23 protein-coding genes are annotated in these 22,651 nt (G+C 41.3%); 8 read left to right on the top strand and 15 right to left on the bottom strand.

Annotation, left to right across the window (positions count from 1 at the left end; translation table 11 throughout):
• Positions 1–5: 5 nt before the first annotated feature.
• The 3 genes from CP948_RS00600 to hemN are packed head-to-tail and all read right to left on the bottom strand — an operon-like array spanning position 6 to position 3,512.
• Positions 6–1,259, bottom strand: a complete 1,254-nt coding sequence (locus CP948_RS00600; RefSeq protein ID WP_096600026.1) for a hemolysin family protein — start codon at positions 1,257–1,259, stop codon at positions 6–8.
• Positions 1,228–2,145: an ABC transporter ATP-binding protein gene (locus tag CP948_RS00595; protein WP_096600024.1), complete on the bottom strand. Its 918-nt coding sequence runs from the start codon at positions 2,143–2,145 to the stop codon at positions 1,228–1,230. Before CP948_RS00595 ends, CP948_RS00600 begins: the two co-directional genes overlap by 32 nt.
• Entirely contained in the window at positions 2,142–3,512 is a 1,371-nt protein-coding gene (hemN, locus tag CP948_RS00590) for an oxygen-independent coproporphyrinogen III oxidase (RefSeq protein ID WP_096600022.1), read from the bottom strand. Before hemN ends, CP948_RS00595 begins: the two co-directional genes overlap by 4 nt.
• Positions 3,513–3,554: 42 nt before the next feature.
• On the opposite strand from hemN, the gene CP948_RS00585 reads away from it, so the two are divergent.
• Genes CP948_RS00585 through CP948_RS00570 form a run of 4 tightly spaced genes read left to right on the top strand, consistent with a single transcriptional unit; the run spans position 3,555 to position 6,306 of the window.
• Positions 3,555–4,109, top strand: coding sequence for a nucleotide exchange factor GrpE (locus tag CP948_RS00585; RefSeq protein ID WP_096600020.1), 555 nt, complete (start codon positions 3,555–3,557; stop codon positions 4,107–4,109).
• A 7-nt stretch (positions 4,110–4,116) separates the two neighbouring features.
• Positions 4,117–4,614: a LabA-like NYN domain-containing protein gene (locus tag CP948_RS00580; RefSeq protein WP_096600018.1), complete on the top strand. Its 498-nt coding sequence runs from the start codon at positions 4,117–4,119 to the stop codon at positions 4,612–4,614.
• Positions 4,611–5,558, top strand: coding sequence for a ketopantoate reductase family protein (locus CP948_RS00575; protein ID WP_096600016.1), 948 nt, complete (start codon positions 4,611–4,613; stop codon positions 5,556–5,558). Before CP948_RS00580 ends, CP948_RS00575 begins: the two co-directional genes overlap by 4 nt.
• A complete protein-coding gene (locus tag CP948_RS00570) occupies positions 5,518–6,306 on the top strand; it encodes an HAD-IIA family hydrolase (RefSeq protein WP_096600014.1) in 789 nt (262 codons plus the stop codon). The genes CP948_RS00575 and CP948_RS00570 overlap by 41 nt, the downstream gene beginning before the upstream one ends.
• On the opposite strand, the gene CP948_RS00565 is transcribed toward CP948_RS00570, so the two are convergent.
• The 4 genes from CP948_RS00565 to CP948_RS00550 are packed head-to-tail and all read right to left on the bottom strand — an operon-like array spanning position 6,251 to position 10,017.
• On the bottom strand, positions 6,251–7,303 hold the full coding sequence (locus CP948_RS00565) for a polysaccharide deacetylase family protein (protein WP_096600012.1): 1,053 nt from the start codon (positions 7,301–7,303) through the stop codon (positions 6,251–6,253). The genes CP948_RS00570 and CP948_RS00565 overlap by 56 nt on opposite strands.
• On the bottom strand, positions 7,300–8,394 hold the full coding sequence (locus CP948_RS00560) for a glycosyltransferase family 4 protein (protein WP_096600010.1): 1,095 nt from the start codon (positions 8,392–8,394) through the stop codon (positions 7,300–7,302). The genes CP948_RS00565 and CP948_RS00560 overlap by 4 nt, the downstream gene beginning before the upstream one ends.
• Positions 8,372–9,244: a SurA N-terminal domain-containing protein gene (locus CP948_RS00555; protein WP_096600008.1), complete on the bottom strand. Its 873-nt coding sequence runs from the start codon at positions 9,242–9,244 to the stop codon at positions 8,372–8,374. The genes CP948_RS00560 and CP948_RS00555 overlap by 23 nt, the downstream gene beginning before the upstream one ends.
• Positions 9,187–10,017 carry a peptidyl-prolyl cis-trans isomerase gene (locus CP948_RS00550; protein WP_096600006.1) on the bottom strand — a complete coding sequence of 277 codons (831 nt, stop codon included), beginning with the start codon at positions 10,015–10,017 and terminating at the stop codon, positions 9,187–9,189. Before CP948_RS00550 ends, CP948_RS00555 begins: the two co-directional genes overlap by 58 nt.
• A 70-nt stretch (positions 10,018–10,087) precedes the next feature.
• On the opposite strand from CP948_RS00550, the gene CP948_RS00545 reads away from it, so the two are divergent.
• Positions 10,088–11,485: an FAD-binding oxidoreductase gene (locus tag CP948_RS00545; RefSeq protein WP_096600801.1), complete on the top strand. Its 1,398-nt coding sequence runs from the start codon at positions 10,088–10,090 to the stop codon at positions 11,483–11,485.
• Here the strand turns inward: CP948_RS00545 and CP948_RS00540 are convergent.
• The 3 genes from CP948_RS00540 to atpC are packed head-to-tail and all read right to left on the bottom strand — an operon-like array spanning position 11,482 to position 13,140.
• The gene (locus CP948_RS00540; protein WP_096600004.1) at positions 11,482–12,030 is read right to left on the bottom strand and encodes a DUF507 family protein; all 549 of its coding nucleotides are present in this window, start codon (positions 12,028–12,030) and stop codon (positions 11,482–11,484) included. The two genes, CP948_RS00545 and CP948_RS00540, sit on opposite strands and share 4 nt — an antisense overlap.
• A gap of 14 nt (positions 12,031–12,044) precedes the next feature.
• Positions 12,045–12,752 carry a tRNA1(Val) (adenine(37)-N6)-methyltransferase gene (locus CP948_RS00535; protein ID WP_245810028.1) on the bottom strand — a complete coding sequence of 236 codons (708 nt, stop codon included), beginning with the start codon at positions 12,750–12,752 and terminating at the stop codon, positions 12,045–12,047.
• The gene (gene atpC / locus CP948_RS00530; RefSeq protein ID WP_096600000.1) at positions 12,742–13,140 is read right to left on the bottom strand and encodes an ATP synthase F1 subunit epsilon; all 399 of its coding nucleotides are present in this window, start codon (positions 13,138–13,140) and stop codon (positions 12,742–12,744) included. Before atpC ends, CP948_RS00535 begins: the two co-directional genes overlap by 11 nt.
• A gap of 42 nt (positions 13,141–13,182) precedes the next feature.
• On the opposite strand from atpC, the gene nadA reads away from it, so the two are divergent.
• Positions 13,183–14,136 carry a quinolinate synthase NadA gene (gene nadA, locus CP948_RS00525; RefSeq protein WP_096599998.1) on the top strand — a complete coding sequence of 318 codons (954 nt, stop codon included), beginning with the start codon at positions 13,183–13,185 and terminating at the stop codon, positions 14,134–14,136.
• Entirely contained in the window at positions 14,133–15,197 is a 1,065-nt protein-coding gene (gene ispG, locus CP948_RS00520; protein WP_096599996.1) for a flavodoxin-dependent (E)-4-hydroxy-3-methylbut-2-enyl-diphosphate synthase, read from the top strand. The genes nadA and ispG overlap by 4 nt, the downstream gene beginning before the upstream one ends.
• A gap of 9 nt (positions 15,198–15,206) precedes the next feature.
• Here the strand turns inward: ispG and CP948_RS09025 are convergent, their stop codons facing one another.
• The 4 genes from CP948_RS09025 to CP948_RS00505 form a co-directional block, all read right to left on the bottom strand.
• Positions 15,207–16,004, bottom strand: coding sequence for a transposase (locus CP948_RS09025; protein WP_338033535.1), 798 nt, complete (start codon positions 16,002–16,004; stop codon positions 15,207–15,209).
• 87 nt (positions 16,005–16,091) lie between these two features.
• Complete coding sequence (locus CP948_RS09020; protein WP_338033534.1) at positions 16,092–16,256, bottom strand: hypothetical protein; 165 nt, start codon at positions 16,254–16,256, stop codon at positions 16,092–16,094.
• Between the two features lie 580 nt (positions 16,257–16,836).
• Positions 16,837–17,475: a 3'-5' exonuclease gene (locus tag CP948_RS00510; RefSeq protein ID WP_096599994.1), complete on the bottom strand. Its 639-nt coding sequence runs from the start codon at positions 17,473–17,475 to the stop codon at positions 16,837–16,839.
• Positions 17,476–17,511: 36 nt separating this feature from the next.
• Entirely contained in the window at positions 17,512–18,582 is a 1,071-nt protein-coding gene (locus tag CP948_RS00505) for a cytochrome-c peroxidase (protein WP_096599991.1), read from the bottom strand.
• 88 nt (positions 18,583–18,670) lie between these two features.
• Here CP948_RS00505 and CP948_RS00500 point away from each other — a divergent pair, with 88 nt between their 5' ends.
• On the top strand, positions 18,671–19,864 hold the full coding sequence (locus CP948_RS00500; RefSeq protein WP_096599989.1) for a TRC40/GET3/ArsA family transport-energizing ATPase: 1,194 nt from the start codon (positions 18,671–18,673) through the stop codon (positions 19,862–19,864).
• Here CP948_RS00500 and uvrA read toward each other — a convergent pair.
• On the bottom strand, positions 19,828–22,632 hold the full coding sequence (gene uvrA, locus CP948_RS00495) for an excinuclease ABC subunit UvrA (RefSeq protein WP_096599987.1): 2,805 nt from the start codon (positions 22,630–22,632) through the stop codon (positions 19,828–19,830). The two genes, CP948_RS00500 and uvrA, sit on opposite strands and share 37 nt — an antisense overlap.
• Positions 22,633–22,651 lie beyond the last annotated feature (19 nt).

Here is a 22,651-nt window from a genome sequence, read left to right as displayed (position 1 = left end):
ATAATTTACACCTTTTCGCTTTCTGTTGCCATTATATAAAGACTAACTATTCGGTTTCCGTCCATTTTGTCCACCACAAACTTAAACCCTTCGTATTCAAACTCGTCACCTTCCTCCGGCACTTTTGAGAGGTTTGCCATAACGAAGCCCCCAACTGTATCGTACTCGTACTCTTCTGGAAGACTAAAACCCACAGTTTTTGCCACCTTCTCTATGTCCGCCCAACCGTAAACTTTGTAAATGCCTTTTGATATTCTAACCGTGTCTTCTTCCCACACCTCCGGCAGACTCCCCAAAAGCCTTCTTAGCACATCGTGAAGGGTAATAAGCCCAGAAACCTCTCCGTGTTCTCCTACCACTATGGCTATCTGCATACCACTTGATCTCATTTCCTTTAAAAGTGCAGTTATGCTTGAGATTTCTGGAACAAAAAGAGCAGGTCTTTTGAATTCTTTGAGTTTTTTACCTGCATTCTCTTCAAAAGGTATGATGTCCTTTACATAAACTATACCCGTTATGTTGTCAAGACTTTCTTTGAAAACGGGAATGCGCGAGTGCTTTTTCTCAATGATCTTCTCAAATACCTCCGCAACAGTAAGCTCTTCATCAAGGGCAAATATGTCTGGTCTTGGTGTCATGATTTCTTTAACCAAAAGATCGTCCAAAGACATGGCTCTCTCTACTACCTCCCTCTCTTCTGCGCTAAAAAGCCCCGCAGAGTGTCCCATCTCAAATATTTCCCAAAATACCTGATCTGTTTTCCTTTTCTCTTCTATTCCCTCAATCTCAAAAAAGCTCAGTATCCTCTCAATCTGTGCAAGGAAAAGTTTTCTTATTGGCAGAAATGCCGTGTGAAATACATAAAAAACTGGAGCATAAAGGAGCGAAAGCCTTGTAGTGAAAGGTAAAACTAAGTTTTTGGGTATCACCTCTCCAAACAGGAATATGAGAAAACTTATAAGAAGGGCAGAAAAAGTGGCACCTTTCTTTCCAAAAGTATCAACAAAAAGCTTTGTCCCGTAAGAGGATATAAGGACATTGACCACCTCGTTGCCTATAAGAATGGAAAGGAGCAGTTCCCGAGGTTTTGAAAGGAGTTTATTTAGCAGTTTGTAGAGTTTTTTGGATGAATACCTTCTAAGAAGGTATCTGTTTGCACCAAAAAAGACCACTTCAGAGGAGGCAAAAAAACCTGACAAAAAGAGCAGGAACAAGAGTATGGAGAGTTCAGTAAAGGTTACAAGCGACGAACCTTCCATCCAAAACCTCCTCCTTTATACTCTGCTTGCAAGCTTCTACCCTCTGATTACAAAGCCAGTAAAAGGGGCAACCTTTGTCCAATACTTCTTGCACGCTTTCCTCTTGTAGGCGCACTTTCCTTTCCTTGGGATGTTTTACAGGAACATTTTCCAAAAGATACTTAGTATAAGGATGCTTTGGGTCCTTTAGAACTTGCTCCTTTGTGCCCATTTCCATGAGCATACCTGAGTAAATGACTGCTAATCTATCTGCTATCCTCTCTACAGCCCTTATATCGTGGGTTATGAGCAGAGTACTTATCCCTCTCTCCTTTAGTTCTGCAAAAAGGTCAAGTATTTCCTTCCTGACAGTAGCATCAAGGGATGCAGTTGGCTCATCTGCGACGATAAGCTCAGGAAACAGAGATACCGCTCTGGCTATGGCAACTCTCTGTCTTTGGCCCCCAGAAAGCTCATGAGGTTTTCTATTAAGAAGCTCCATAGGAAGCTTTACCATTTGAGCCACTTCTTCCACTCTCCTTTTTCTGTCCTTGAGTTTGTGGATCACCATTGGTTCTTCTATTATCTGCCTTACCTTCATGTAAGGATTGAGAGAGGAAAGGGGATCTTGGAAAACTGCAGAGACCTTTTTTGTGTATTCTTTGCCCATATTCCATATGTCTTTACCCCTTAGCTTTACGCTACCTTCTGTTGGTCTTTCGAGCCTTAGGATCACTTTACCTATGGTAGTCTTACCGGAACCACTCTCACCTACCAAGGCAAAGACCTCTTTTTCCTTTATACTAAAGCTTACTTTTCTTACAGCAGGATGATATGCGTGTGTAAGTAGCCCTCTGCTTATCTTATAAACTTTACTTAAGGAGATGACTTCAAGAAGACTACTCATATGGTTCTGGAAAACCTAAGCTCCTTTTTGTTTCTGATATGTTCATCAAAGACCATGGCTATGTTTCTTATGAGAAGCCTCCCTTCGGGCTTTATCTGTATCTTCCTATCTTTTACTTCAAGAAGACCGTCGGATTCCATAGCTTTAAGCTTTTCAAGTTCCTTTTCAAAGTGCTCCTCAAAACTTATACCAAACATATCTTCTATCTTCTTAAAAGAGCACTGGAAGTTGCACATAAGGTCCATGATCACCTCCCTTCTTATTATGTCTTCGTAAGTTAGCAAGTATCCCCTCATAATGGGTAGCTTACCCGCATCTATAGCCATGTAGTAATCCCTTATGGTTTTGTAATTTTGGAAGTACCCGTCATACAGCATACCTATGGAAGTAGCACCTACGCCTATAAGGTCCACTCCCTTTTTGGTGGTGTATCCTTGAAAGTTTCTCCACAGAGTGCCTTCCCTTTGGGCTACTGCCAACTCATCATTAGGCTTAGCAAAGTGATCCATGCCTATAAACACATAACCTGCTGACTGAAACATATCTACGGTCATCTCCAGTATGTAGAGCTTATCCTCCGGTGGTGGGAGCGTGGAAGGGTCTATCTTTCTCTGAAGGGGCTTTATCCAAGGCACATATGCAAAGTTAAAGACTGCAACGCGGTCTGGGTCCAAAGCTATAGTTTTCTCTATAGTGGTTTTAAACTTCTCAGGCGTTTGATAAGGAAGTCCGTAAATGAGGTCTATGTTTATACTTTCAAATCCCAAATCTCTTAGCTTCCTCATTACATCTTTCATAAGACTCTCTGGCTGAACTCTATTTATTGCCTCTTGCACCTGAGGGTCAAGATCCTGAAGTCCCATGCTTATCCTGTTAAAACCCAGCTCTCTGAAAGTCTCCAACTGACCCTCTGAGAGGTATCTTGGGTCTATCTCTACACTTATCTCCGCAGATGGGTCTATGTTGAAAGTGTCTTGTATCTTGCTAAAGAGCTCCCTTATCTCTTGATTAGTCAAAAAGTTGGGTGTTCCACCTCCCCAGTGTAGCTGAACCACTCTCCTTGAAGGGTCTATGTAAGTTTTTAACGTGTCCATCTCCCTGAAAAGGTAATCAAGATACCTCCTACTCACATCCTTCCTGTGAGATATGATCACATTACAACCACAGAACCAGCAGGCACTTTCGCAGAAAGGAATGTGAAAGTATAAAGAAAGATCCCTTCCTCTTTCGTTGCTTTCTAAAAGCTTCTTCTTGTATTCCTCTTCCTTTACCCCTTCATGAAATTCTGTAGCAGGTGGATAGCTTGTGTATCTAGGTCCGGGCTTGTCGTACTTCCTTATTAACTCTGCAGAGAAAACTGTTCTCATGATAGATTTAAATATATATTAAAACCTTCCAGGAGGTAAAAAATGGAGGAAAAGGAAAATCAAGAACCATTGATAAATGAGATTGAAGAGGTTAAAGAAGGTTTAAAGGAAGAAGAGAAAAAGATCAAGGAGCTTGAGGAAAAGATTTCTAAACTGGAGCAGATTGCTAAGGTTGCAAACCAGAGGTATGTAGAACTTCAAAGGGAGTTAGAGCTTTTTAAAGAGAGATACCGCAGAGACATGGAAGAGCAAAGAAAGTACGGATACGAAAAGTTTGCCCTCGAGATATTGGAAGTTGTTGATAACTTTGAGAGAGCCTTTGACAGTTTTTCTGAGTCCCATACGCCTATACTACAAGGCTTTCAGCTCATATACAGAGAGTTAAAGAGGATACTTGAAAAGTACGGCATAAGGGAAATACAGGTAGAGGGTAAAGAGTTTGACCCTTACCTTGCAGAAGCTGTAGAAAAAGAGTATAACCCTGATGTTCCACCCAACACAGTTATCAAGGTAATAAGAAAGGGCTACATGCTTCATGAGCGTGTGCTGAGGCCAGCCAAGGTGGTAGTTTCTGTGCAAGAAGAGGAGATTACCTAAGGGGAAGATGGGCAGAAGGGCGGGCATATTTATAGACGGCGCTAACTTCTACTTTATACAAAAGAACATACTGCACCAAAAGATAGACCTGATAAAGCTTGTGGAGTACTTTAAAAAGGACTACACCATTTACAACACCTTCTTTTACTTGGCTTATAGGGAAGGTGATGAAAAGCAGGAAAGTTTTATAAAACTCCTTGCCTTTAGTGGTATAACGGTGGTTAAAAAACCAATAAAACAGCTAAAGGATGGGACCTACAAGGGAAGCCTTGATGTAGATATGGCTCTTGATATGCTACTTACCAAAGACAATTACGATGTTGCTGTGCTGTGTTCAGGAGACAGCGATTTTGAAAAACTCGTGTGGGTACTTAGAGATTTTGGCAAAGAGGTCATATGCGTATCTACCAAAGAGAGCTCAGCGGTGGAACTCGTAAATGCCTGTGATAAGTACATAGACCTTGCGGACATAATGCCTTACATAAAGCTTGAGGAGAAAGAATGAAGTTTTTGGTTGTAGGTGTGGGTGCAGTAGGAAGTGTCTTTCTGTCCTTTCTTTCAAGGGCAGGATACAAAGCGGTAGGACTTGTAAAACCCGGAAGAAGCCTAAGCAAAATAAAAGTTGAAGGTATATGGGGAGAGTTTGAACAAGAAGTGATAACAGTAGAAGACCTGAGCCTTGTTGAATACACACCAGATGTGATAGTGCTGTCTGTAAAAAGTTATGACACACAAAGCGCCTTGGAAGGATTATCTTCTTTTGTGGAAAAAGGGTCTTACATTTTGATAGCTCAAAATGGCTACGGTAATTACGAAAAGGCAGTTGAGCTCTTTGGAGATGATAAGGTCATCCTCTCAAGGATCATCTTTGGAGCCAAGCGAACGAACGTGGATAGAGTAAGGATAACCGTGTGCGCTGACCCTGTAGTCATAGGCAGTCCTTCGGGTAATATAAAAGAAGAATTTTTAAATACGCTGGCAGACATCTTCAGTAAAGCAGGAATACCCACAAGGCACGATAGAGAAGTTTACAAATACCTCTGGGAGAAGATCATATACAACTGCGCACTAAACCCTTTGGGTGCTTTGTTTGAATTAACTTACGGACAGCTTGTAGAGAATCCATACACGAGAGAGATTATTAACGGTATAATAGACGAGATATTTATGGTGCTAAAGGCACACCGCATAGAGACCTTCCACACATCCTCTGAAGAGTACAAAAGGCACTTTTACGAAAAACTTGTGCCACCAACTGCTAACCATTATCCTTCCATGCTTGAGGATATAAAGAAGGGAAAGACAGAGATAGATGCCCTAAATGGTGCTATAGTGGAGCTGGGAAAGCAGGCTAACATAGAAACTCCTATAAACAGTGTAATAACCAATATGGTAAAAGGGGTGTGCTATGATAAGGCTTTTGGTGGATCTGGACGGTGTTTTGGTTAAGGACAAAGCACTAAATCCTTTTCCTGATGCGCTGGAATTTCTTGATTTCCTTGAGAAAAACTCTTTACCCTTTAGGGTGGTTTCTAACAACTCCACAAGACCACCCAAAGAGATGCTCGAAAACCTAAGGCAAAAGGGAGTGATCCTCTCAGAAGATAAGTTCATTTCTCCTCTAGTGGTGCTACCTGAGTATCTAAGAAACAAAAAACTCCACAGACTTTTTGTGATAGGCACACCTTCTTTAAAGTCATACCTACAGGAAGAGGGCTTTCAGGTAGTTGATGATCATCAAGCAGATGCGGTAGTTATAGGGCAGGACAAGTCTTTAGACTTTCAAAAGATAAAAACCGCTACATCTGCAGTATTCCTTCAGAACGCAAAGATAATACCCGTAAATTTAAGCAGGATAGTGAAAGATGACGATGGCCTTTACTTTCCCGGTGCTGGCTCTGTGGCAAATATGTTAGTGCATGCATGCAATTACTCACAAGAAGTTCCCAACTTAGGTAAGCCCTCACCGGAGTTTATAGGGTATGCTACAAAAGGCATGCCCGAAGGAGAAACATACCTCATAAGCGATGACATATACACGGACCTTATGGGAGCTAAAAGCCTTGGCATTAAGACGGTTTTTATGACTACGGGTAAATACAAAGAAGAAGAGCTTTCAAAGACAGAATTTAAGCCTGATTTTATCTTCTCAAGCCTGAGCGAACTAAAAAACTTCCTAAAAACTTTCCTAAGATAGCTAAAAAAGACCACATATCTTTTGGGACGGTAATTCTCGGAAGAAGATGTACATCTTCCTGCAGGGTTATATACCTTTTTTCTGTAGTGAAGGCAGAAACAAATCTCTTGGATAACTCTTCTTTTAGCAGAGGGTCGTAATCTCCAAAGGGATAAGCGGAATGAACCACATCTACTTTTGTGATACTCTTTAGATCTTGGATGGATTCCTCTATTTCCTTTCTTATTCTTTCCGTTCTCTCTTCCTGCGTTTCAAACTCTAAAAAACTATCAAAATTCTTCAAAAGTTCTTTTCTTAGCTCTTCTTTCCAGTTTTTTCTTTGGAAAAATTTGTCATCTAAGCTTTTTACAAAAGTCTTCACCTCCTCTCTGACTTTGCCTCTGAGTACGCAAAGAGAGCCCTTCATGGGAAACAAAGGAAAGCCTTTTACAGGCTCTTCACCGTAAGCGTGAATAACAGACCAGTGGTAATTTTTGCCATCAAAGATGTCTATGAGCTTTTCTTGAAAAAAGTCCTTTGTATGATACTTAGAATGCCAACCTATCTCAAAAACATCCATCATGCTCAAAAGTTCCTCCTGCGTCAAAAAATCCGCTTCTTTCCCTTCTTTTAGGAATAGGTAATTGGCTTGCCACATGCTCTTGGGTGAATAAAGCTCTCTAAAGGAGACTTTACCCTTCCAGTAATCTTCTAAGTTCTTTCTTTTACCAGACTCTTTAATGATCCTTGAGGAGGCAACAAAAAGTGTGGCTTTCAGGCGGTGCTTTTTCAAAATAGGATAAGCGTATATATAGTTATCTGCATAACCATCATCAAAGGTTATGGCGACGCTTGGTTCTTTGGGAAGTTTTCCACTGCTTAATGCTTCTACCACTTGGTCTAAGGTGATGACCTTAAAATGCTTTTTGAGTATAGAACATTGTAAATCAAAGGTTTTCCACCACAAATCAAAGGTGGGATACTTTATCACTTTATGATACACAAGAACCAATATCAAGACAAAAGCCTCTCAAAAAGGTCTTGATACTTGCTTGCTGTTGTGCTGATAGAAAAGTTTTCTGCGGTTTTTACGGCGAGTGTAGAAAGTTTTTTTATTTCCTCGTCGGAAAGTTCAATAGCCCTTTGCATTTTTTTAAGAAGGTGATCAAAGTCTCCTACGTCAACTAAAAAACCGTTCTCTCCGTCTTTTATCACCTGTCCTATTCCTCCTGCGTTTGTGGATATGACCACCTTACCACAAGCCATGGCTTGCAAAAGTGCGTTGGATATGCCCTCAAGGTAAGAGGATAACACAAAAAAATCCGAAGCGTTCAAAAGTGCTTCCACATCTTCTCTAAAACCAAGAGCCAAAACTTTGTCCTTTATTCCATACTTTTGCGCAAGCTTGGGAGCATACTGGTCTGTATCTATACCCACAAGTATGAGGTAGCAGTTTCTACAAGAAAGCTTGGAAAAAGTTTCTATGAGCTTATCCTGTGCCTTTACTTCAGGATTCCAGTTGGCAACATTGATAAACACCTTAGCATCCAAAGGTATGTGGAGTTTCTCTCTTGTCTGTATGCCAAGGAGTGAGTCGGGTCTAAAGCGCTGTGTATCTATACCACTTTCTATTACGCACACCTTTTGCTCAGGAAAGCCCGCCTTAACCAAGTTTTCTTTAACAGCAGGAGAGACCGCCACCACCATATGGGCATAAGCATACTTGAACCTAAGGGACATTCTGTTGGGTACTCTTGCGGACCTTTTGACTACCACCAGCTTGGGCTTTTTATCTAAAAAGGGATAGACTAATCTTACATAGTCAAAGGCATGAGGGGAGTTAGCCAACACTACATGAAATGCGTTTTCCTTTATTACTTTCCAAAGCCTGTAGTAGTTTGCGGGACTGTACCTTGCAAGCTTGTGATGACGCTCAAAAAAGTGAAACTTAATACCGTATTCCTTCAACTTTTCTACCATTTGGGTGTATTCAAAAGACAGAGCCATGTGAGTTTCTATTGCTCTTTTTGAGAGCTCTCTCGCCAAGAGATACACTTGCTCTTTTGTTCCACCCCACCCTATACCGTCAACTACCGATAGAATACGCATCTGGAAGGATTTTTACAAAACTCTTTTTTTTCAGGCTGCTAATGAGCTCTTCTCTTCTTTCCTCAAGCTTTTTGAGAAAGATCTGCTCTCTTAGCTGTTCTTCGGATACACCGCTGTAGGTTTCCTTTTGGTCTTTTATCTGTGCCAAGTAGATGTGCTGGTCATCCTCCGCTACTACCAAACTGCCTATACTTGCCTTCCATACTTCTTTATCAAGAGGCTCAACGAGATCACCCTTTTCTACACTGACGCTCTCCACATTAGTGGATAGAGCCTTGGCTATTTCTGGAAGAGTCTTTTTTTGCTCCATCAATTTGAGGAGTTTATCGCCATCCTTTTTATCCAATACCACGAGGTCTATATCCCTTTTTAGCTTTACCTGACCTTTTTTGAGTTTTTCAAGTTCCACATCAAGTTGGGAAACTTTGATTTCCTTAGAAAGATAAAAGTTTAGCCCCTGAGTGGCTAAGATTTCCTTTTCAAGAAACCTCCTTAGGTCCTCAACGGTGAGACCTTCTCTGGCAAGCTCTTTCGCAAGCCCTTCTATATCAGTGTTGTTAGCCTTGGCTATGTCAGAAAGCGCCTTATTTATGTATTCTTGAGGCACCTGTCCTCCTTTGCTTTCTAAAAACTGAGCAATAAGGTATGTGTCAATGAGCTTATCTATTACCTGTTTTCTATCCTTGGTGCCGTAAAAAAGCTCACCTAATTTTACATCACTTTCAAGTATGGGTTCACCGTTTACTGACGCTACCACTCTATCAACAAGCTTCTGTGCAAAGGCGCCGAGCACTATAACTGCCAGAAGAAGAACTCCACACGATAGTCCTTTGATACTCTTTGAAACCATTCTCTAAAAACCTCCTGTCTTTTTTCCTTTAAAAGTCTTTCTCTTACCAAGGGCTTTGCAGATTCAAGGGGCATGATGCCACCTCCTCTTTTGTCCACTATCTTGAGTATAAGATACCCTGCACCAGTATCTATGGGCTTTGAAACCTTGCCTATTTCGTACGGGTATAACTGCTCCTTTACTATCTCGGGCAGGGTCTGTATAGAGTACCACATGGGCTCTCCCTCTCTGACGGACTTTAAGTTTTCCACACTTTTTCCTGCTGACAGGCGGTAATACACTTCGTTAGCTGTGTCCAGATCATCTACCAAAAATCTTTTTACTAAAACCTGAGCGGGTAGTTTGAAGTCTCTCAGGTTCAGATAGTAATAGGCTATTACCTGCTTGTCATTTACCTCTATGTCTTTGGCTATCCTGTCTATGATCTTGTTGGTAATTATTTCCGTTTTTACTAATTCTTTTACCGCTTCGCTTAGTTTTTCACTTCCAATGTTTTTCTGTATATATTCTCTTAACTCGCTTTCTTTAACACTTATACCCATCTTTTTAGCTTCTTGCTGTATTATCTGGCTTCTTACATACTCTATGAGAAATTCTCTCATGTCCTTTTTTGTGGCTTGGGCTATAGGTAGATGTATTATCTCACGCCAGTATGCATTAAAAGCGTTAGTGAGCTCTTCCTTAGTTATCACTTTTGAGTTTATTTTGGCAACTACACTGCCATAGGAAAGACTAAGCACCACAAGTAATAGAAAAAGGACTTTCTGGAGCATGATATGAAATTATAGAGGAATGTTTTACATCATTGCAAGGTTTTATTCCTTTATTTATATTTACAAAATCATGTTGGGACTGCTGAAGAAAAAACCCATTGATAAGCTCGTGGAAGTTTTAGGCAAAAACAAAGTTATCACTTCCATCGTAGAGAGAAAGCTCTACTCTTATGATGCCACACCTATACCTGTGGAAAGGGCTGTGCCGTCAGCGGTTATATTTCCCGAATCTCAAGAAGACGTACAAAAGCTCGTGGAAATATGTTATCAAGAAGAGGTGCCTATATTCCCAAGAGGTGCGGGTTCTGGACTTACGGGTGGTGCTGTGCCTACTTTAGAAAAAGGTGTTGTTGTCTCCTTTGAAAAGATGAAGAAATTCAGTGTAGATGTGGACAACGCTACAGTTGTGGTAGAACCGGGTGTTATAACCTACGAACTACAACAGTATGTGGAAAAACTTGGACTTTTTTATCCACCAGACCCCTCTTCCTTTAAGTACTCCACTATAGGTGGAAATATAGCGGAGAATGCAGGTGGTCCAAGATGTCTCAAATACGGTGTCACAAGGGAGTATGTGCTTGGGCTAACCGCAGTTATAAAAGAAGGTAAGGTGTTAAAAACGGGCAATCCAGTCATAAAAGATGTGGCAGGATACGACATAACTAAATTTTTTGTAGGTTCAGAAGGCACTTTGGGACTTATAACTTCTGCAACTCTGAAACTAATTCCCAAACCCAAGGCAAGAGCAACAGCACTTGTTCTCTTTGAAAGGCTTGAAGATGTAGGAAAAGCGGTCACTAAGATAATGACTTCTGGCGTCTTTCCATCCGCTCTTGAGTTTATGGATGCAGATGCTATAAGGGCGGTAGAAGCTCACAAACCTGTAGGTCTTCCCAAAGATGTATCTGCACTTTTGCTTATAGAAATAGACGGTTCTGTTGAAGGCGTAAAAGAGGATCTAAATACGGTTGAAAAGCTTCTTACGAGCATGGGACTAAGAGTTCAAATAGCGCAAGATGAGGCTCAGGCGGAAAAGCTGTGGATGGCACGCAAAAACCTTGGACCTGCTCTTGCTAATCTCAGAACGGGCAAGATAAACGAAGACATAGTATTCCCAAGGATTTATCTCTCTGAGGCTATTCCTAAGCTCAGAGAAATAGCCAAAAAGTATGACCTTCTTATGGTGATCTTTGGACACATTGGTGATGGAAACCTTCATGTGAATCTCCTTTATGATAAGAAAAACAGAGAGGAGGAGGAAAGGGCAGAAAGGGCGGTAGATGAGGTGTTTGAACTGGCTTTGCGTTATAACGGTTCTATAACAGGAGAGCACGGCGTTGGACTTACCAAAAGGAAGTTTCTAAGGTGGCAATTGGGTGATGTGGGAATAGAGGTGATGAAGGGTATAAAGATGGTTTTTGACCCAAAGAATCTGTTTAACCCAGGTAAGTTGTTTTCGGAAAATTAAAGCAATCCTCTTCTTTTCAGAGCGTCCTCGTAAATCCTTCTGTAAAGATGATTCCACTCGGGGGTGCCTTCCACTATCCTTTTGGAGTATGACTTTATCCTTTCCCTGACTTCTCTGTCTATTTCTTCCTCTTCTTTTACTGCTTCCATGAGTATCTGTCTTATCCTGTTTCTTATGTATTGGGGTTCTTCGTATATTTCCACGCTATCTTCTGACATAATGAGATCCTTTATCATGTTGGCTATCTGATTCATTCTTTCTCTTCTACCTGTATGTATGTTCATCTCCTCTGCAAGCTTGGCTCTTACCGCTCTATAAGCAGTCCTGTAATCAAGGCTTGATTCCTCAAGCAGGTCAAGTTTTTCTTTTAGCACCTCTCTGGTTTTTTCATCAAGCATTCTCTCTTCCTCTTCCGCAGTTTTAAAAACCCCAATTATCTTTTTCTTAAATGTATAGGGGTCTTCTACCTCTATAACCCTCTCCTCTCCTAACTCTCTTATAATTCTGTCTGCTATCCTCTCTACAAGTTTTTCTGGCAACCTCATAGATGTTAATTATATCACAAGAAGCTCTCAAGGACACTTTTAACTTCTTTGGTATATTCACCATCGTCTTTATTTATTATTAAAGGTTTTTCAATAACTGTGTTTCCTCTGCGATTCTTGACACCATATATATGTAAAAATTTACCGTTTTTATCCATTTTTGGATAGAAAATACGCAAATAAAATGGGTTTATGTTGTTATTCAGTAGAATTAAAATCGCTTCAACACACCTGAAAGTAGTGTAAAGTAAGTTCAATTTTCCGTTATCTTTTAGCAAATACTTAACAGCTCTTATGAAATCTGTAAGCTGTGTATCCACTTCAAAATGGAATTTATTACTCTCAAAACCATAACTCTTAGGAAAGAAAGGTGGGTTCAAAAGAGCAACATCAAAAGAGTTTTTTTCCATAAACTTTTCTACAAACCGCACATCTCCCTCCACTATGTGCACTTTATCCTCAAGCCCGTTTATACGCACATTGTAGTCCAGAAGTTCCAGCATATGAGTGTCCCTCTCTAAAGCCCAAACCTCACAGCCATACCTGAGAGATGTAAGAATAGATAGCGTACCAAACCCAGCCCCTAAATCAACTACCTTACTTTTTCTTTTTATGCCCTTTAGGTTAGAAATAAAGAGTACCTCCACCACAGAAAGTCTGTGTGTTTTTGGTTGCCTGAACCTTACCTTTCCACCGAAGAAGGTAAATTCCTTAACTTCCAAATCTTTCAAGTATTTCAAGGAGCGTTTTAGCTCGCTCCTTTGTCCTTTCCCACTCTTGTATCTCCTCTAGGGTCTGTGCGGTTGCTAATTTCTTAATGGCTTGATCGAAAAGCTCTTTTTCCCTACCTGCGTCTATCTGTCCTACAGTGTAAGCTTCTTCCGCTAAAATGATCACCCTCTGTGGTGTTATGTCAACAAAACCGTAAGTGACAGCTATACCGTCCTTTGGGTTTCCGTCAAAATAAACAAGACCGGGTTTTAAAAGAGTCATTAGGTACATGTGCTTTTCTAAAACACCTATCTCTCCCTCTTGGGTGGGGATGTTTACCGAGTTTACCTGTCTTGAAAAGACTATTCCTTGTGGTGTGACTATCTCAACACTGATCATAAAAATTATTATAACACGGCAGTAGGTATATATTTAATTCTCATGTTTACCTTAGAGGTGATGACAGAAAAGGACACAAGGGAATTGCAGGAAGAAATAAGGAACCTTGCAAAGGAGAAAAATGCGGTAATATTGGCTCACTACTACCAAAGACCTGAGGTACAGGATATAGCGGACTTCATAGGCGACTCCTTGGAACTTTCAAGGAAAGCAAGCCAAACGGATGCGGACATAATAGTTTTCTGCGGTGTACGTTTTATGTGCGAGACCGCAAAAATTGTAAATCCTAATAAAAAGGTGCTCCATCCTAACCCTGAATCTGGCTGTCCTATGGCGGACATGATAACTGCAAAAGATGTGCTAAAGCTCAAAGAACAGCACCCTGATGGTGAGGTGGTAGCTTATGTAAACACTAGCGCAGAAGTAAAAGCGGTTTCAGATATTTGTGTGACTTCCGCCAACGCAGTAAAGATAGTTCAGAAACTTCAAAGCAAAAAGATCATCTTCATACCAGACCAAGCTCTTGGAAACTGGGTAAAAAGGCACGTGCCAGATAAGGAGTTTGTGATATGGCAGGGTTTTTGCCCACCACATTTTGAGTTCACAGCAAAAGAAGTCCAAAAGCTAAAGAACATGTATCCGGATGCGAAAGTTGCAGTTCATCCCGAATGTCATCCAAAGGTGATACAGATGGCAGATTTTGTAGGCTCTACTTCCCAGATAATTAACTACGCTACTACTTGCGACGCCAAAAGGGTCATAGTAATAACGGAGGTGGGTTTAAAGTACACTCTTATGAAAAGAAATCCCCACAAAGAATACATATTTCCGGAATCCATGAACTACTGCGGTAGTGTTTACTGTTGTACTATGAAAGCTATAACCTTGCCTAAGGTTTACGAAACACTAAAAAACGAGCTTAACGAGGTAGTTTTGCCAGAAGATATAATAGAAAAAGCCAAAAGACCCATTATGAGGATGTTAGAGCTGTCATGATCCAAAGGCGAAAGACCCGTCAGATAAATGTAGGTTGGGTTCCAGTAGGTGGCTCCGCACCCATAGTGGTGCAATCCATGACTTCTACCAAAACGCACGATGTGCCCGCTACTCTTGATCAGATAAACAGGCTTGCTCGTGCAGGCTGTGAACTAATAAGAGTTGCTGTGCCACACGAAGAGGATCTTAATGCCCTTGAAGAGATAGTAAAGAAGTCTCCTATCCCAGTGATAGCGGACATACACTTTGCGCCTTCTTATGCCTTTAGGTCCATGGAGAAGGGGGTTCATGGTATAAGAATAAACCCCGGCAACATAGGGAAGGAAGAGATAGTAAGGGATATAGTGCAAGAAGCAAAAGTAAAGAATGTAGCCATAAGGATAGGCGTAAACTCAGGTTCTCTTGAGAAAGACCTTCTGGAAAAGTACCGCTACCCGTGTGCTCAGGCCCTCTTTGAAAGTGCCATGCGCTGGAGCGAGAAGTTTGAAAAATGGGGTTTTTATAACTTTAAGGTTTCCATAAAAGGCTCCGATGTGCTTGAAAACATCAAAGCCAACAAACTTTTTGCAGAGCAAACGGACATACCCCTGCATATAGGCATTACAGAGGCAGGTATGGGGCAAAAGGGTATAATAAAGTCCTCAGTAGGTATAGGCATCCTCCTTTACATGGGGATAGGAGATACGGTAAGGGTTTCCCTAACAGATGACCCGGAGGTGGAAATAAAAACAGCTTACGAAATCCTAAGAGCCTTGGGACTAAGAAGGCGCGGTGTGGAAATAGTAGCGTGTCCCACATGCGGAAGGATAGAAGTAGACCTTCCAAAAGTGGTTAAGGAGGTAGAAGAAAAATTAAAAGAAGTAAAAACACCTATAAAAGTAGCCATAATGGGCTGTGTGGTTAATGCCATAGGTGAAGCCAAGGAAGCAGATATAGGACTTGCGTGTGGCAAAGGTTTTGCGTGGCTTTTTAAAGAAGGAAAACCCATCCGCAGAGTAAGTGAAGAAGAGATGGCTCAGGCATTACTTGAGGAGATTCTAAGAGACATCAATAGAAAATAGTATTGTGAACTACCTCGTATCACAGATCCGAGGCTTTGGGTGAGTTTGGACACTTATGGTGTCCCTTATCACCACAGGCAGGTTCACACTGCCCCTACTCCTACCTATCCTACCGTATAGCAGGATAGCGGAGCTACCTTTTAGCTTGTAAAAAACTCTCAACCTTACAGGCTTTCCTACTCCACTTATTAGGTCAAACTTTCCAAGCTTCTTGAGAAAGTTTCTGCATGCATTAATGTCTGCGTTTAGATAGCCTAAAAGCTTTGTTTTGTATAGTCCTCTCTTTACTCTTGCTTCAGGTGTGTAAGCTTCTTTGCAAACAGTCCCATCTATGGAACTATCCACACCTGAAGTAAAATGTTCTGAGATGTATTCAACTTCTATTCCATACTCTTTAGCTTTGTATTCCAAACACTCTTTGACTTTTCCATGTGGAAGCAATTTCCATATCTGATCTACTATGCTACTTAGCTTGCTTTCTTTGTTCTTGTTCTTTACCGCATCTCCTACATAGATTTTCTTAACTCCATGCTTTAGTGCAAGTTCCAAAATAAGGTTCGATACTGTGTGTGCGTAGTGTTTAAGTAATCTCTTTATCTTTAGCCAAGTTTTTGAAAGCCTCTCTTCCAAAAGATGCGTTTCAAATCCTTTCTTCTTAGCTCCGTCTAACCTCTTCTGGAGCTCTGCAATCTTCTTTAGATACTTCCTTAGCAAACTCTTTAGCCCTTTCCCATCAATCAGATAAGGCTCAGAAACTCCTTCTATTACAACTGCAAAGAAATTAGAAGAGTTTGGGTCTAAAACCATTACCTTATCAGTTTTAATGGTTTTTGCTTCCGTCTGTGGTTTTTCATAGATAATATGCAGTTCAAATTCTTTAGCTCTTGGGACTATCTAGACATTCTTAATCAATCTTGGGTCAAGCTCCAGTCCTGTTTCAATCCAAAGGTATGTAAGTTCTATAGAGTGCTTTTCCTTTAACCAGTTTCTTAGCTCTTTGGAAAGAGAAAGCCTAATCTTAGTTCCCACCACCTTAAAGCCAGTGCTATCGTAGGTCAAGGTTCTATGTGGTTTATTTTTTGGTCTGAACTTGGGGAACTTAGCATGACCATTGAAAGCGTTTTTGTAGGCTCTTACAAGCTCATCTAAAACAATCTGAGCGGTTCTTGACTGAAGATTTCTTAAGTGTAGGCTATCCTTTAGTTTTTAGCCTCTCTGTTCTTGAGTAGGTATAGCGCTTGATTGTAAAGCCTTCCAGAGTGATAAGTAAGATATCCTAAAACGATTTTGTATTCCTCAGGAAGGTTGCTTAAAGATATCGTTAAGCATCTCATAGCTGCTGACATTCCTCGATATACCTCCTGATTGATTTTTGCAATGTCATGTTATATTGATTTGACTTTAACTAATTCACATGTTCATTACTGTTATATGGTTTAACTATATTACGTGCAAAATAATTTTAAACTGTTAATGCAGGCTTTCTGTATCCTCGCATCATAGATACGAGGTTTTAGAAAGCGGTCTTCTATAAATAATATACACGCCCAGTAGAGAAATTAGAGAAAGCCAAGAGAGAGACAGCAAAAAGTCTTGTTTTTAGCCCACCGTGGGGGATTATAGAGGTTGTGTAGTTTTATTAGAGCACTCTAAGTGGAACAGCCTTGAGTTTTTTCTTTTCATAAGGCTTTATAAGTTTGAGGAATATAAGAGCGGTCATGTAGGCGTCCTCTAAAGCAGAATGACGAGCACTTAAGGGAATTCCGAGAGCAGAAAGCATACTCTCCATATCAGAAGGCTTTTCACCTGGGTAAAGGTCAAGTACATCAATAAAATACGGTAAGAATATAGAAGGGCAAAGATCTTTGAGGAGCTTTCTTATCATCTCAAGGTCAAAATGGAAAAAGTAGCCTACCAGCACACTACCCTTTGCAAAATTCAAAAGATCCTTACCTACATCTTCCTGTGTGTAAACAGATGTAAGGTCAGAAGGTGTTATACCATGGATTTCAATAGAGGATCTATCTGGTAATTTTTTGGGTTTTAGCAGTCTGTAAAATTTTTCGGAGAGATCCAAGTGAAGAGCTCTTATTTTTAGAGCACCTATGGCTATAGGCTCATCTTTTTTTATGTCAAGACCCGTGGTTTCTGTATCGCAAACTACAAAAGTTGTATCACTTACCGTTAAGTTCAGGTCCACATCCCAGTTGCACCTGTAAAACCTCTCACCATAAACCCTTTCGTATACGTACCTAATACACCTATCTAAGAGTATCATAAATGAAAAAAAGGTGGCACACAGCCACCGAAGAACTTATCTAACAGGTTTTGGCGTTTTAGATGTTGATGCTGGGAGTATAGGCACTTCCAGTGCATCTTTTGGAATCTCTCCATCTAAGGTTTTCAAAAAGGCAACAATTTTTTCTACCTGATCTTTATTAAGCTCTTTGCCTAACTGTACCTTTGCCATAACCTGCACAGCATCTTCTAAGCTCCAAACGGAACCGTCGTGAAAGTAAGGATAGGTCCTTGACACATTTCTCAAAGAAGGAACTTTAAAAACATAAAGATCCTCTTGTTTGTGAGTTACCGCAAACCTTCCCACATCTACCGGCACGGTAGGTTTATCCAAAGTGACAAAGTCTCTCGTTGCTTCCCAATAAGCTTCTACAACACCAAATTTCATAAACATATTACCGCCTAAAGCTGGACCGTTGTGGCAACCAGCACAGCCTACTTCTATAAAGGTTTTTAGTCCTTCTTTCTCTTTTTTCGTAAGAGCGTTAACATCTCCCTGTAAAAACTTGTCAAACCTTGAAGGAGTTATAAGGGTTCTTTCAAAGGCTCCTATAGCTTTTGCTACATTGTCATAGCTTAGAGCATTTTTATCGTTAGGAAAGGCTTTTTTGAAGAGTTCTACATACTCGGGAATGGTGCTAAGCCTTTGGATCACTTCCTGAGGTGAGTCCATAGCCATCTCTATTGGGTTGAGTATAGGTCCTTTTGCCTGCTCTTCCACATCCTTTGCTCTTCCGTCCCAAAACTGGGCTATGTGAAGTGCAGCATTGAGCGTAGTAGGAGCATTCCTAGGACCTATCTGCCACCTGTGTCCTACAGAGGTGGGTAGGTTATCTACACCGTAGGTTGCAAGATTATGACAGGTATTGCAGCTTATTAAACCACTCTTTGAGAGCCTAGGGTCGTAATAAAGCATCTTTCCGAGTCTTACCTTTTCTGGGGTGATGGGATTTTCCTTACTATCTGCTACCTTTGGAAGAGGTTGAAAGTATCTTTTTGCCTCTTCCAGTAGCTTTACATCCTCGGACTTACTTGCACCCAAAAGGAATAAACTCCCCGCTACCGCTATGACTACCTTTTTTCTCATGCCTTTCACCTCCTTAAACATCATTATATATTATCTGCAAATAATTTTCAATTGCCATCTACACACAGGAACACTAAAATATTTACCTATGAGAGTCATTTTATTTTCCGGAAAAGGTGGTGTAGGGAAAACCACCATATCTGCATCTACCGCCTACAGACTTTCACAGCTGGGTTATAAGACCATAGTGGTATCCTTGGACCCTGCTCACAGCTTGGGTGATGCCTTTGACATTCCAGAGAGTGAAAAGATTAAGGCAAGGGGCCTCCCCATAAAGATAAATGACAAACTTTACATTCAGGAGATAGACATACAGGAAGAGATAGACAGGTATTGGGGAGATGTGTACAGATTTTTGGAGCTTCTTTTTAACACAACGGGGCTTGACAAAGTGGTATCAGAGGAGCTTGCCATTCTCCCAGGTATGGAAGAGGTGACCAGCCTACTTTATGTAAACAAGTATTACAAAGAAGGAGAGTTTGATGTGCTTGTGCTTGACCTTCCTCCCACTGGTGAGTCTTTGCGCTTTGTGTCCATGCCTACAGTTCTAAAGTGGTATATGAAGAAAGTGTTTAATGTGGAAAGAACCATCTTTAGGGTGGCAAGGCCTGTGGCAAGAAGGATAACAGACGTACCTATACCCGATGACTCTTACTTTCAGGCTTTGGAAAACTTTTACGAAAAACTCAAAGGTGTGGATGAGATACTTATAGACCCTGAAATAACATCTGTTAGATTAGTTGCAAATCCTGAGAAGATGGTGCTCAAAGAGAGCCAGAGAGCTTTTTTATACTTCAATCTCTTTGGTGTAAATGTGGACGCAGTTATTGTAAATAAAGTTCTACCAACAGAAGCAGAAGAGTGCAACACCTTTCACAAATGGGTATCTATGCAAAGAAAGTATCTGGAGGACATAAAGGCGCTGTTTGCTCCTGTTCCCATATTTACCGTTCCCATGCTTGAGGACGAGGTGGTTGGTCTTGAAAAGCTCAGCATCCTCGCTAATCTCATATACGGAGATAAAGACCCATCTCATGCGTTTTTCAAGGAAAAGCCTTATGAGTTCCTGCAGGAAAAGGATAAGTATTTTGTAAGGCTCAGAGCACCCTTTTTAACAAAAGAGGGACTAAGTGTCCTAAAAGCTGACGGTGAGATCACCGTAAGATGGAGAAACTTCAAGAGCCACATAATGCTTCCAAGAAAGCTAAGAAACTACGATCCTGTCTCCGCAAAGATAGAAGGAGATTACCTCATCATAGAGCTACTACCAGAAGGCACATGAGAGAGATAACTCCTTAGGTACAAGCCTGTGTAAGAATTTGGGTTTTCTGACACTTCCTCTGGTGTGCCAAAAGCTACCACCTGACCGCCCTTTTCACCACCTTCTGGTCCCATGTCTATTATCCAGTCGGCACACTTTATCACATCCATGTTGTGCTCTATGACCACCACCGTATTGCCCTTTTCCACAAGTCTCTGAAGGACATGGATGAGCTTTTTCACATCGTCCATGTGAAGCCCAGTAGTGGGTTCATCAAGAAGGTAAAGTGTTCTTCCCGTGTCTTTCTTGGAAAGCTCTCTGGCTAACTTTATTCTCTGTGCCTCCCCGCCCGAAAGGGTTGTTGCAGGCTGTCCAAGTTTTATGTAGCCAAGCCCCACATCTCTTAAAAGTTCAAGCTTCCTTCTTATAGCTGTGTGGTGGTAGAAAAACTCGTAAGCCTCATCCACTGTCATGTCAAGCACTTCCGCTATATTCTTGCCTTTGAAGAGAATGTCCAAGGTTTCTTTGTTATACCTTTTTCCTTTACACACATCGCAGGTTACATAAACAGGTGGTAAGAAGTGCATTTCGACTTTTATAACACCTTCACCTTGACATGCTTCACACCTGCCTCCCTTTACATTGAAGGAAAACCTTCCTGCGGTATAGCCCCTTGCCTTGGCTTCTGGTGTGCTTGCAAAGAGATCCCTTATAAGGTCAAAAAGCTTGGTGTAAGTGGCAGGATTGCTCCTAGGTGTCCTTCCTATAGGAGATTGATCTACGTTTATTACTCTGTCAATGTGTTCAAGCCCCTCTATCCTTTCAAAACCATCTATTTCTCCTTCACCTTCGTAAAAGACCGCTTTTGCATACTTCCACAAGATGTCGTATATGAGTGTTGATTTTCCGCTACCTGATACGCCAGTGATACACACAAAAAGTCCCAAAGGTATCTCAACAGTAATGTTTTTAAGGTTGTGCTTTTTTGCCCCCACTATCCTTATCCACTTGCCCGTGGGTCTTCTCCTCTTTTGAGGGACTTCTATAGTGAGCCTTCCCGAGAGGTAAGCACCCGTAAGGGAATGAGGATGAGCCATTATGTCCTCTACTGTGCCCTGCGCTACTACCTGACCCCCATGCTTTCCTGCACCCGGACCCATATCTATGATCCAATCAGCAGACATTATAGTCTCTGGATCGTGCTCCACCACTATGACCGTGTTGCCCAGATCTCTCAGATGCTTCAAGGTTCTTATGAGCTTTTGCGTGTCCCTTGGGTGTAATCCTATGGAGGGTTCGTCAAGCACATAAAGGACGCCCGTGAGTTTGGAACCTATCTGGGTTGCAAGTCTGATCCTTTGCATCTCTCCACCAGAAAGAGTATCCGCAGACCTTGCGAGGTCAAGGTAATCAAGCCCCACATCTACCAAAAAGCCAAGTCTGTCGGTGATCTCTTTTATGAGCTTTTCCGCTATTATGTAATCCCTACCCGTTAAGTTTTCAATTAGGTTTTCAAAAAACTCTTTTGTCTTATATACAGGCATATTACACACTTCCCAAATGTTTTTACCCATTACCAGCACAGAAAGAGCCTCATCTCTCAGTCTTGCACCACCACAAGTAGGACAAGGTTTTTCCTTTATGTACTCATTTATCTCTTCCCTTATTCTTTCCGCATCTTCTTCCATAAACCTTCTCTCAAGGTGCTTGACCACTCCTTCAAATACCGCTCCCTTTACCTCACCTCCATAGAGTAGAAGATGCCTTACGCTCTGAGGAAGGTCCTTAAAGGGTATTCTGGGATCGTAGCCCAGCTGCCTGAGTATGTTGGATATGGGATACTTAAGGTAGTTAAAGAAGGAGGATTCGGTTATCCTAAAGGCATCTACTGCTGGCTCTTGTTCATCTATAAGAAGCTTGGTGTCTATCTCCCACTTTACACCCAAACCTTTGCACGTGGGACAAGCACCATAAGGTGAGTTAAAAGAAAAGAGCCTTGGGGATAGCTCCTGCAAAGAAAAACCGTGATCTGGACAGGTGAGCCTTTCGCTGAAAACCTCCTCTTTTCCTTTATCCACATCCTCAATTATTAAAAGTCCCTTCGATAGCTCAAGGGCTTTCTCTATAGCACCAAGAAGCCTTGCTCTTTCTTCTTCTTCAAGAGTTAGCCTGTCTATAACCACCTCTATGTTATGTTTCCTGTTTTTTTCCAAAGGTGGCACATCTTCTATCCTTTTGTACTCACCATCTACCCTTACTCTGGAAAAGCCTTTCATGTAAAGCTCTTTTATGAGCTCTTTGAACTCACCCTTTTTACCTCTGACCACGGGAGAAAGAACGGTGATACGCCTTTGTCTATACTTTTCCCATATTTTTTCAAGCATCTCGTGAGCAGAAAGACCTTCAAGTAATCTCTTACAGATGGGACAGTGAGGTTTTCCTATGTTTGCCCACAGAACTCTCATGTAGTCATAGATCTCAGTAACAGTGCCTACGGTGGAGCGTGGGTTTTTGGAAGTTGTTTTTTGGTCTATAGCTATGGCAGGAGAAAGGCCCTCTATGATATCCACATCAGGCTTTTCCATCATACCCAAAAACTGTCGTGCGTAAGAAGAGAGAGATTCCACATACCTTCTTTGCCCTTCTGCGTATATGGTGTCAAAAGCCAGAGAAGACTTACCACTTCCAGAAGGTCCCGTTATGACCACTAGCTTGTTCTTGGGTATGTCAAGGTTAATATTTTTTAGGTTGTGCTGTCTTGCTCCTCTTATGACGATGTGAGTGTACATGAAATAAAAAAATATAATT

It is taken from the genome of Hydrogenobacter hydrogenophilus (assembly GCF_900215655.1).
GTDB classification, from domain to species: Bacteria; Aquificota; Aquificia; order Aquificales; family Aquificaceae; genus Hydrogenobacter; species Hydrogenobacter hydrogenophilus.
Note: the sequence above shows the minus strand (reverse complement) of the source record. Positions and strands in the feature narration are given on the sequence as shown.

Excerpts from the sequence above, each read along its gene's own strand:
- CP948_RS00505 (WP_096599991.1), bottom strand. The coding sequence starts at position 18,582 with ATGAGAAAAAAGGTAGTCATAGCGGTAGCGGGGAGTTTATTCCTTTTG.
- CP948_RS00570 (WP_096600014.1), top strand. The coding sequence starts at position 5,518 with ATGATAAGGCTTTTGGTGGATCTGGACGGTGTTTTGGTTAAGGACAAA.
- CP948_RS09025 (WP_338033535.1), bottom strand. The coding sequence starts at position 16,004 with ATGGTTTTAGACCCAAACTCTTCTAATTTCTTTGCAGTTGTAATAGAA.
- CP948_RS00555 (WP_096600008.1), bottom strand. The coding sequence starts at position 9,244 with ATGGTTTCAAAGAGTATCAAAGGACTATCGTGTGGAGTTCTTCTTCTG.
- CP948_RS00560 (WP_096600010.1), bottom strand. The coding sequence starts at position 8,394 with ATGCGTATTCTATCGGTAGTTGACGGTATAGGGTGGGGTGGAACAAAA.
- CP948_RS00500 (WP_096599989.1), top strand. The coding sequence starts at position 18,671 with ATGAGAGTCATTTTATTTTCCGGAAAAGGTGGTGTAGGGAAAACCACC.
- nadA (WP_096599998.1), top strand. The coding sequence starts at position 13,183 with ATGTTTACCTTAGAGGTGATGACAGAAAAGGACACAAGGGAATTGCAG.
- atpC (WP_096600000.1), bottom strand. The coding sequence starts at position 13,140 with ATGATCAGTGTTGAGATAGTCACACCACAAGGAATAGTCTTTTCAAGA.
- CP948_RS00575 (WP_096600016.1), top strand. The coding sequence starts at position 4,611 with ATGAAGTTTTTGGTTGTAGGTGTGGGTGCAGTAGGAAGTGTCTTTCTG.
- CP948_RS00510 (WP_096599994.1), bottom strand. The coding sequence starts at position 17,475 with ATGATACTCTTAGATAGGTGTATTAGGTACGTATACGAAAGGGTTTAT.
- CP948_RS00545 (WP_096600801.1), top strand. The coding sequence starts at position 10,088 with ATGTTGGGACTGCTGAAGAAAAAACCCATTGATAAGCTCGTGGAAGTT.
- CP948_RS00595 (WP_096600024.1), bottom strand. The coding sequence starts at position 2,145 with ATGAGTAGTCTTCTTGAAGTCATCTCCTTAAGTAAAGTTTATAAGATA.
- CP948_RS00585 (WP_096600020.1), top strand. The coding sequence starts at position 3,555 with ATGGAGGAAAAGGAAAATCAAGAACCATTGATAAATGAGATTGAAGAG.
- ispG (WP_096599996.1), top strand. The coding sequence starts at position 14,133 with ATGATCCAAAGGCGAAAGACCCGTCAGATAAATGTAGGTTGGGTTCCA.
- CP948_RS00580 (WP_096600018.1), top strand. The coding sequence starts at position 4,117 with ATGGGCAGAAGGGCGGGCATATTTATAGACGGCGCTAACTTCTACTTT.
- hemN (WP_096600022.1), bottom strand. The coding sequence starts at position 3,512 with ATGAGAACAGTTTTCTCTGCAGAGTTAATAAGGAAGTACGACAAGCCC.
- CP948_RS00550 (WP_096600006.1), bottom strand. The coding sequence starts at position 10,017 with ATGCTCCAGAAAGTCCTTTTTCTATTACTTGTGGTGCTTAGTCTTTCC.
- uvrA (WP_096599987.1), bottom strand. The coding sequence starts at position 22,632 with ATGTACACTCACATCGTCATAAGAGGAGCAAGACAGCACAACCTAAAA.
- CP948_RS00540 (WP_096600004.1), bottom strand. The coding sequence starts at position 12,030 with ATGAGGTTGCCAGAAAAACTTGTAGAGAGGATAGCAGACAGAATTATA.
- CP948_RS00600 (WP_096600026.1), bottom strand. The coding sequence starts at position 1,259 with ATGGAAGGTTCGTCGCTTGTAACCTTTACTGAACTCTCCATACTCTTG.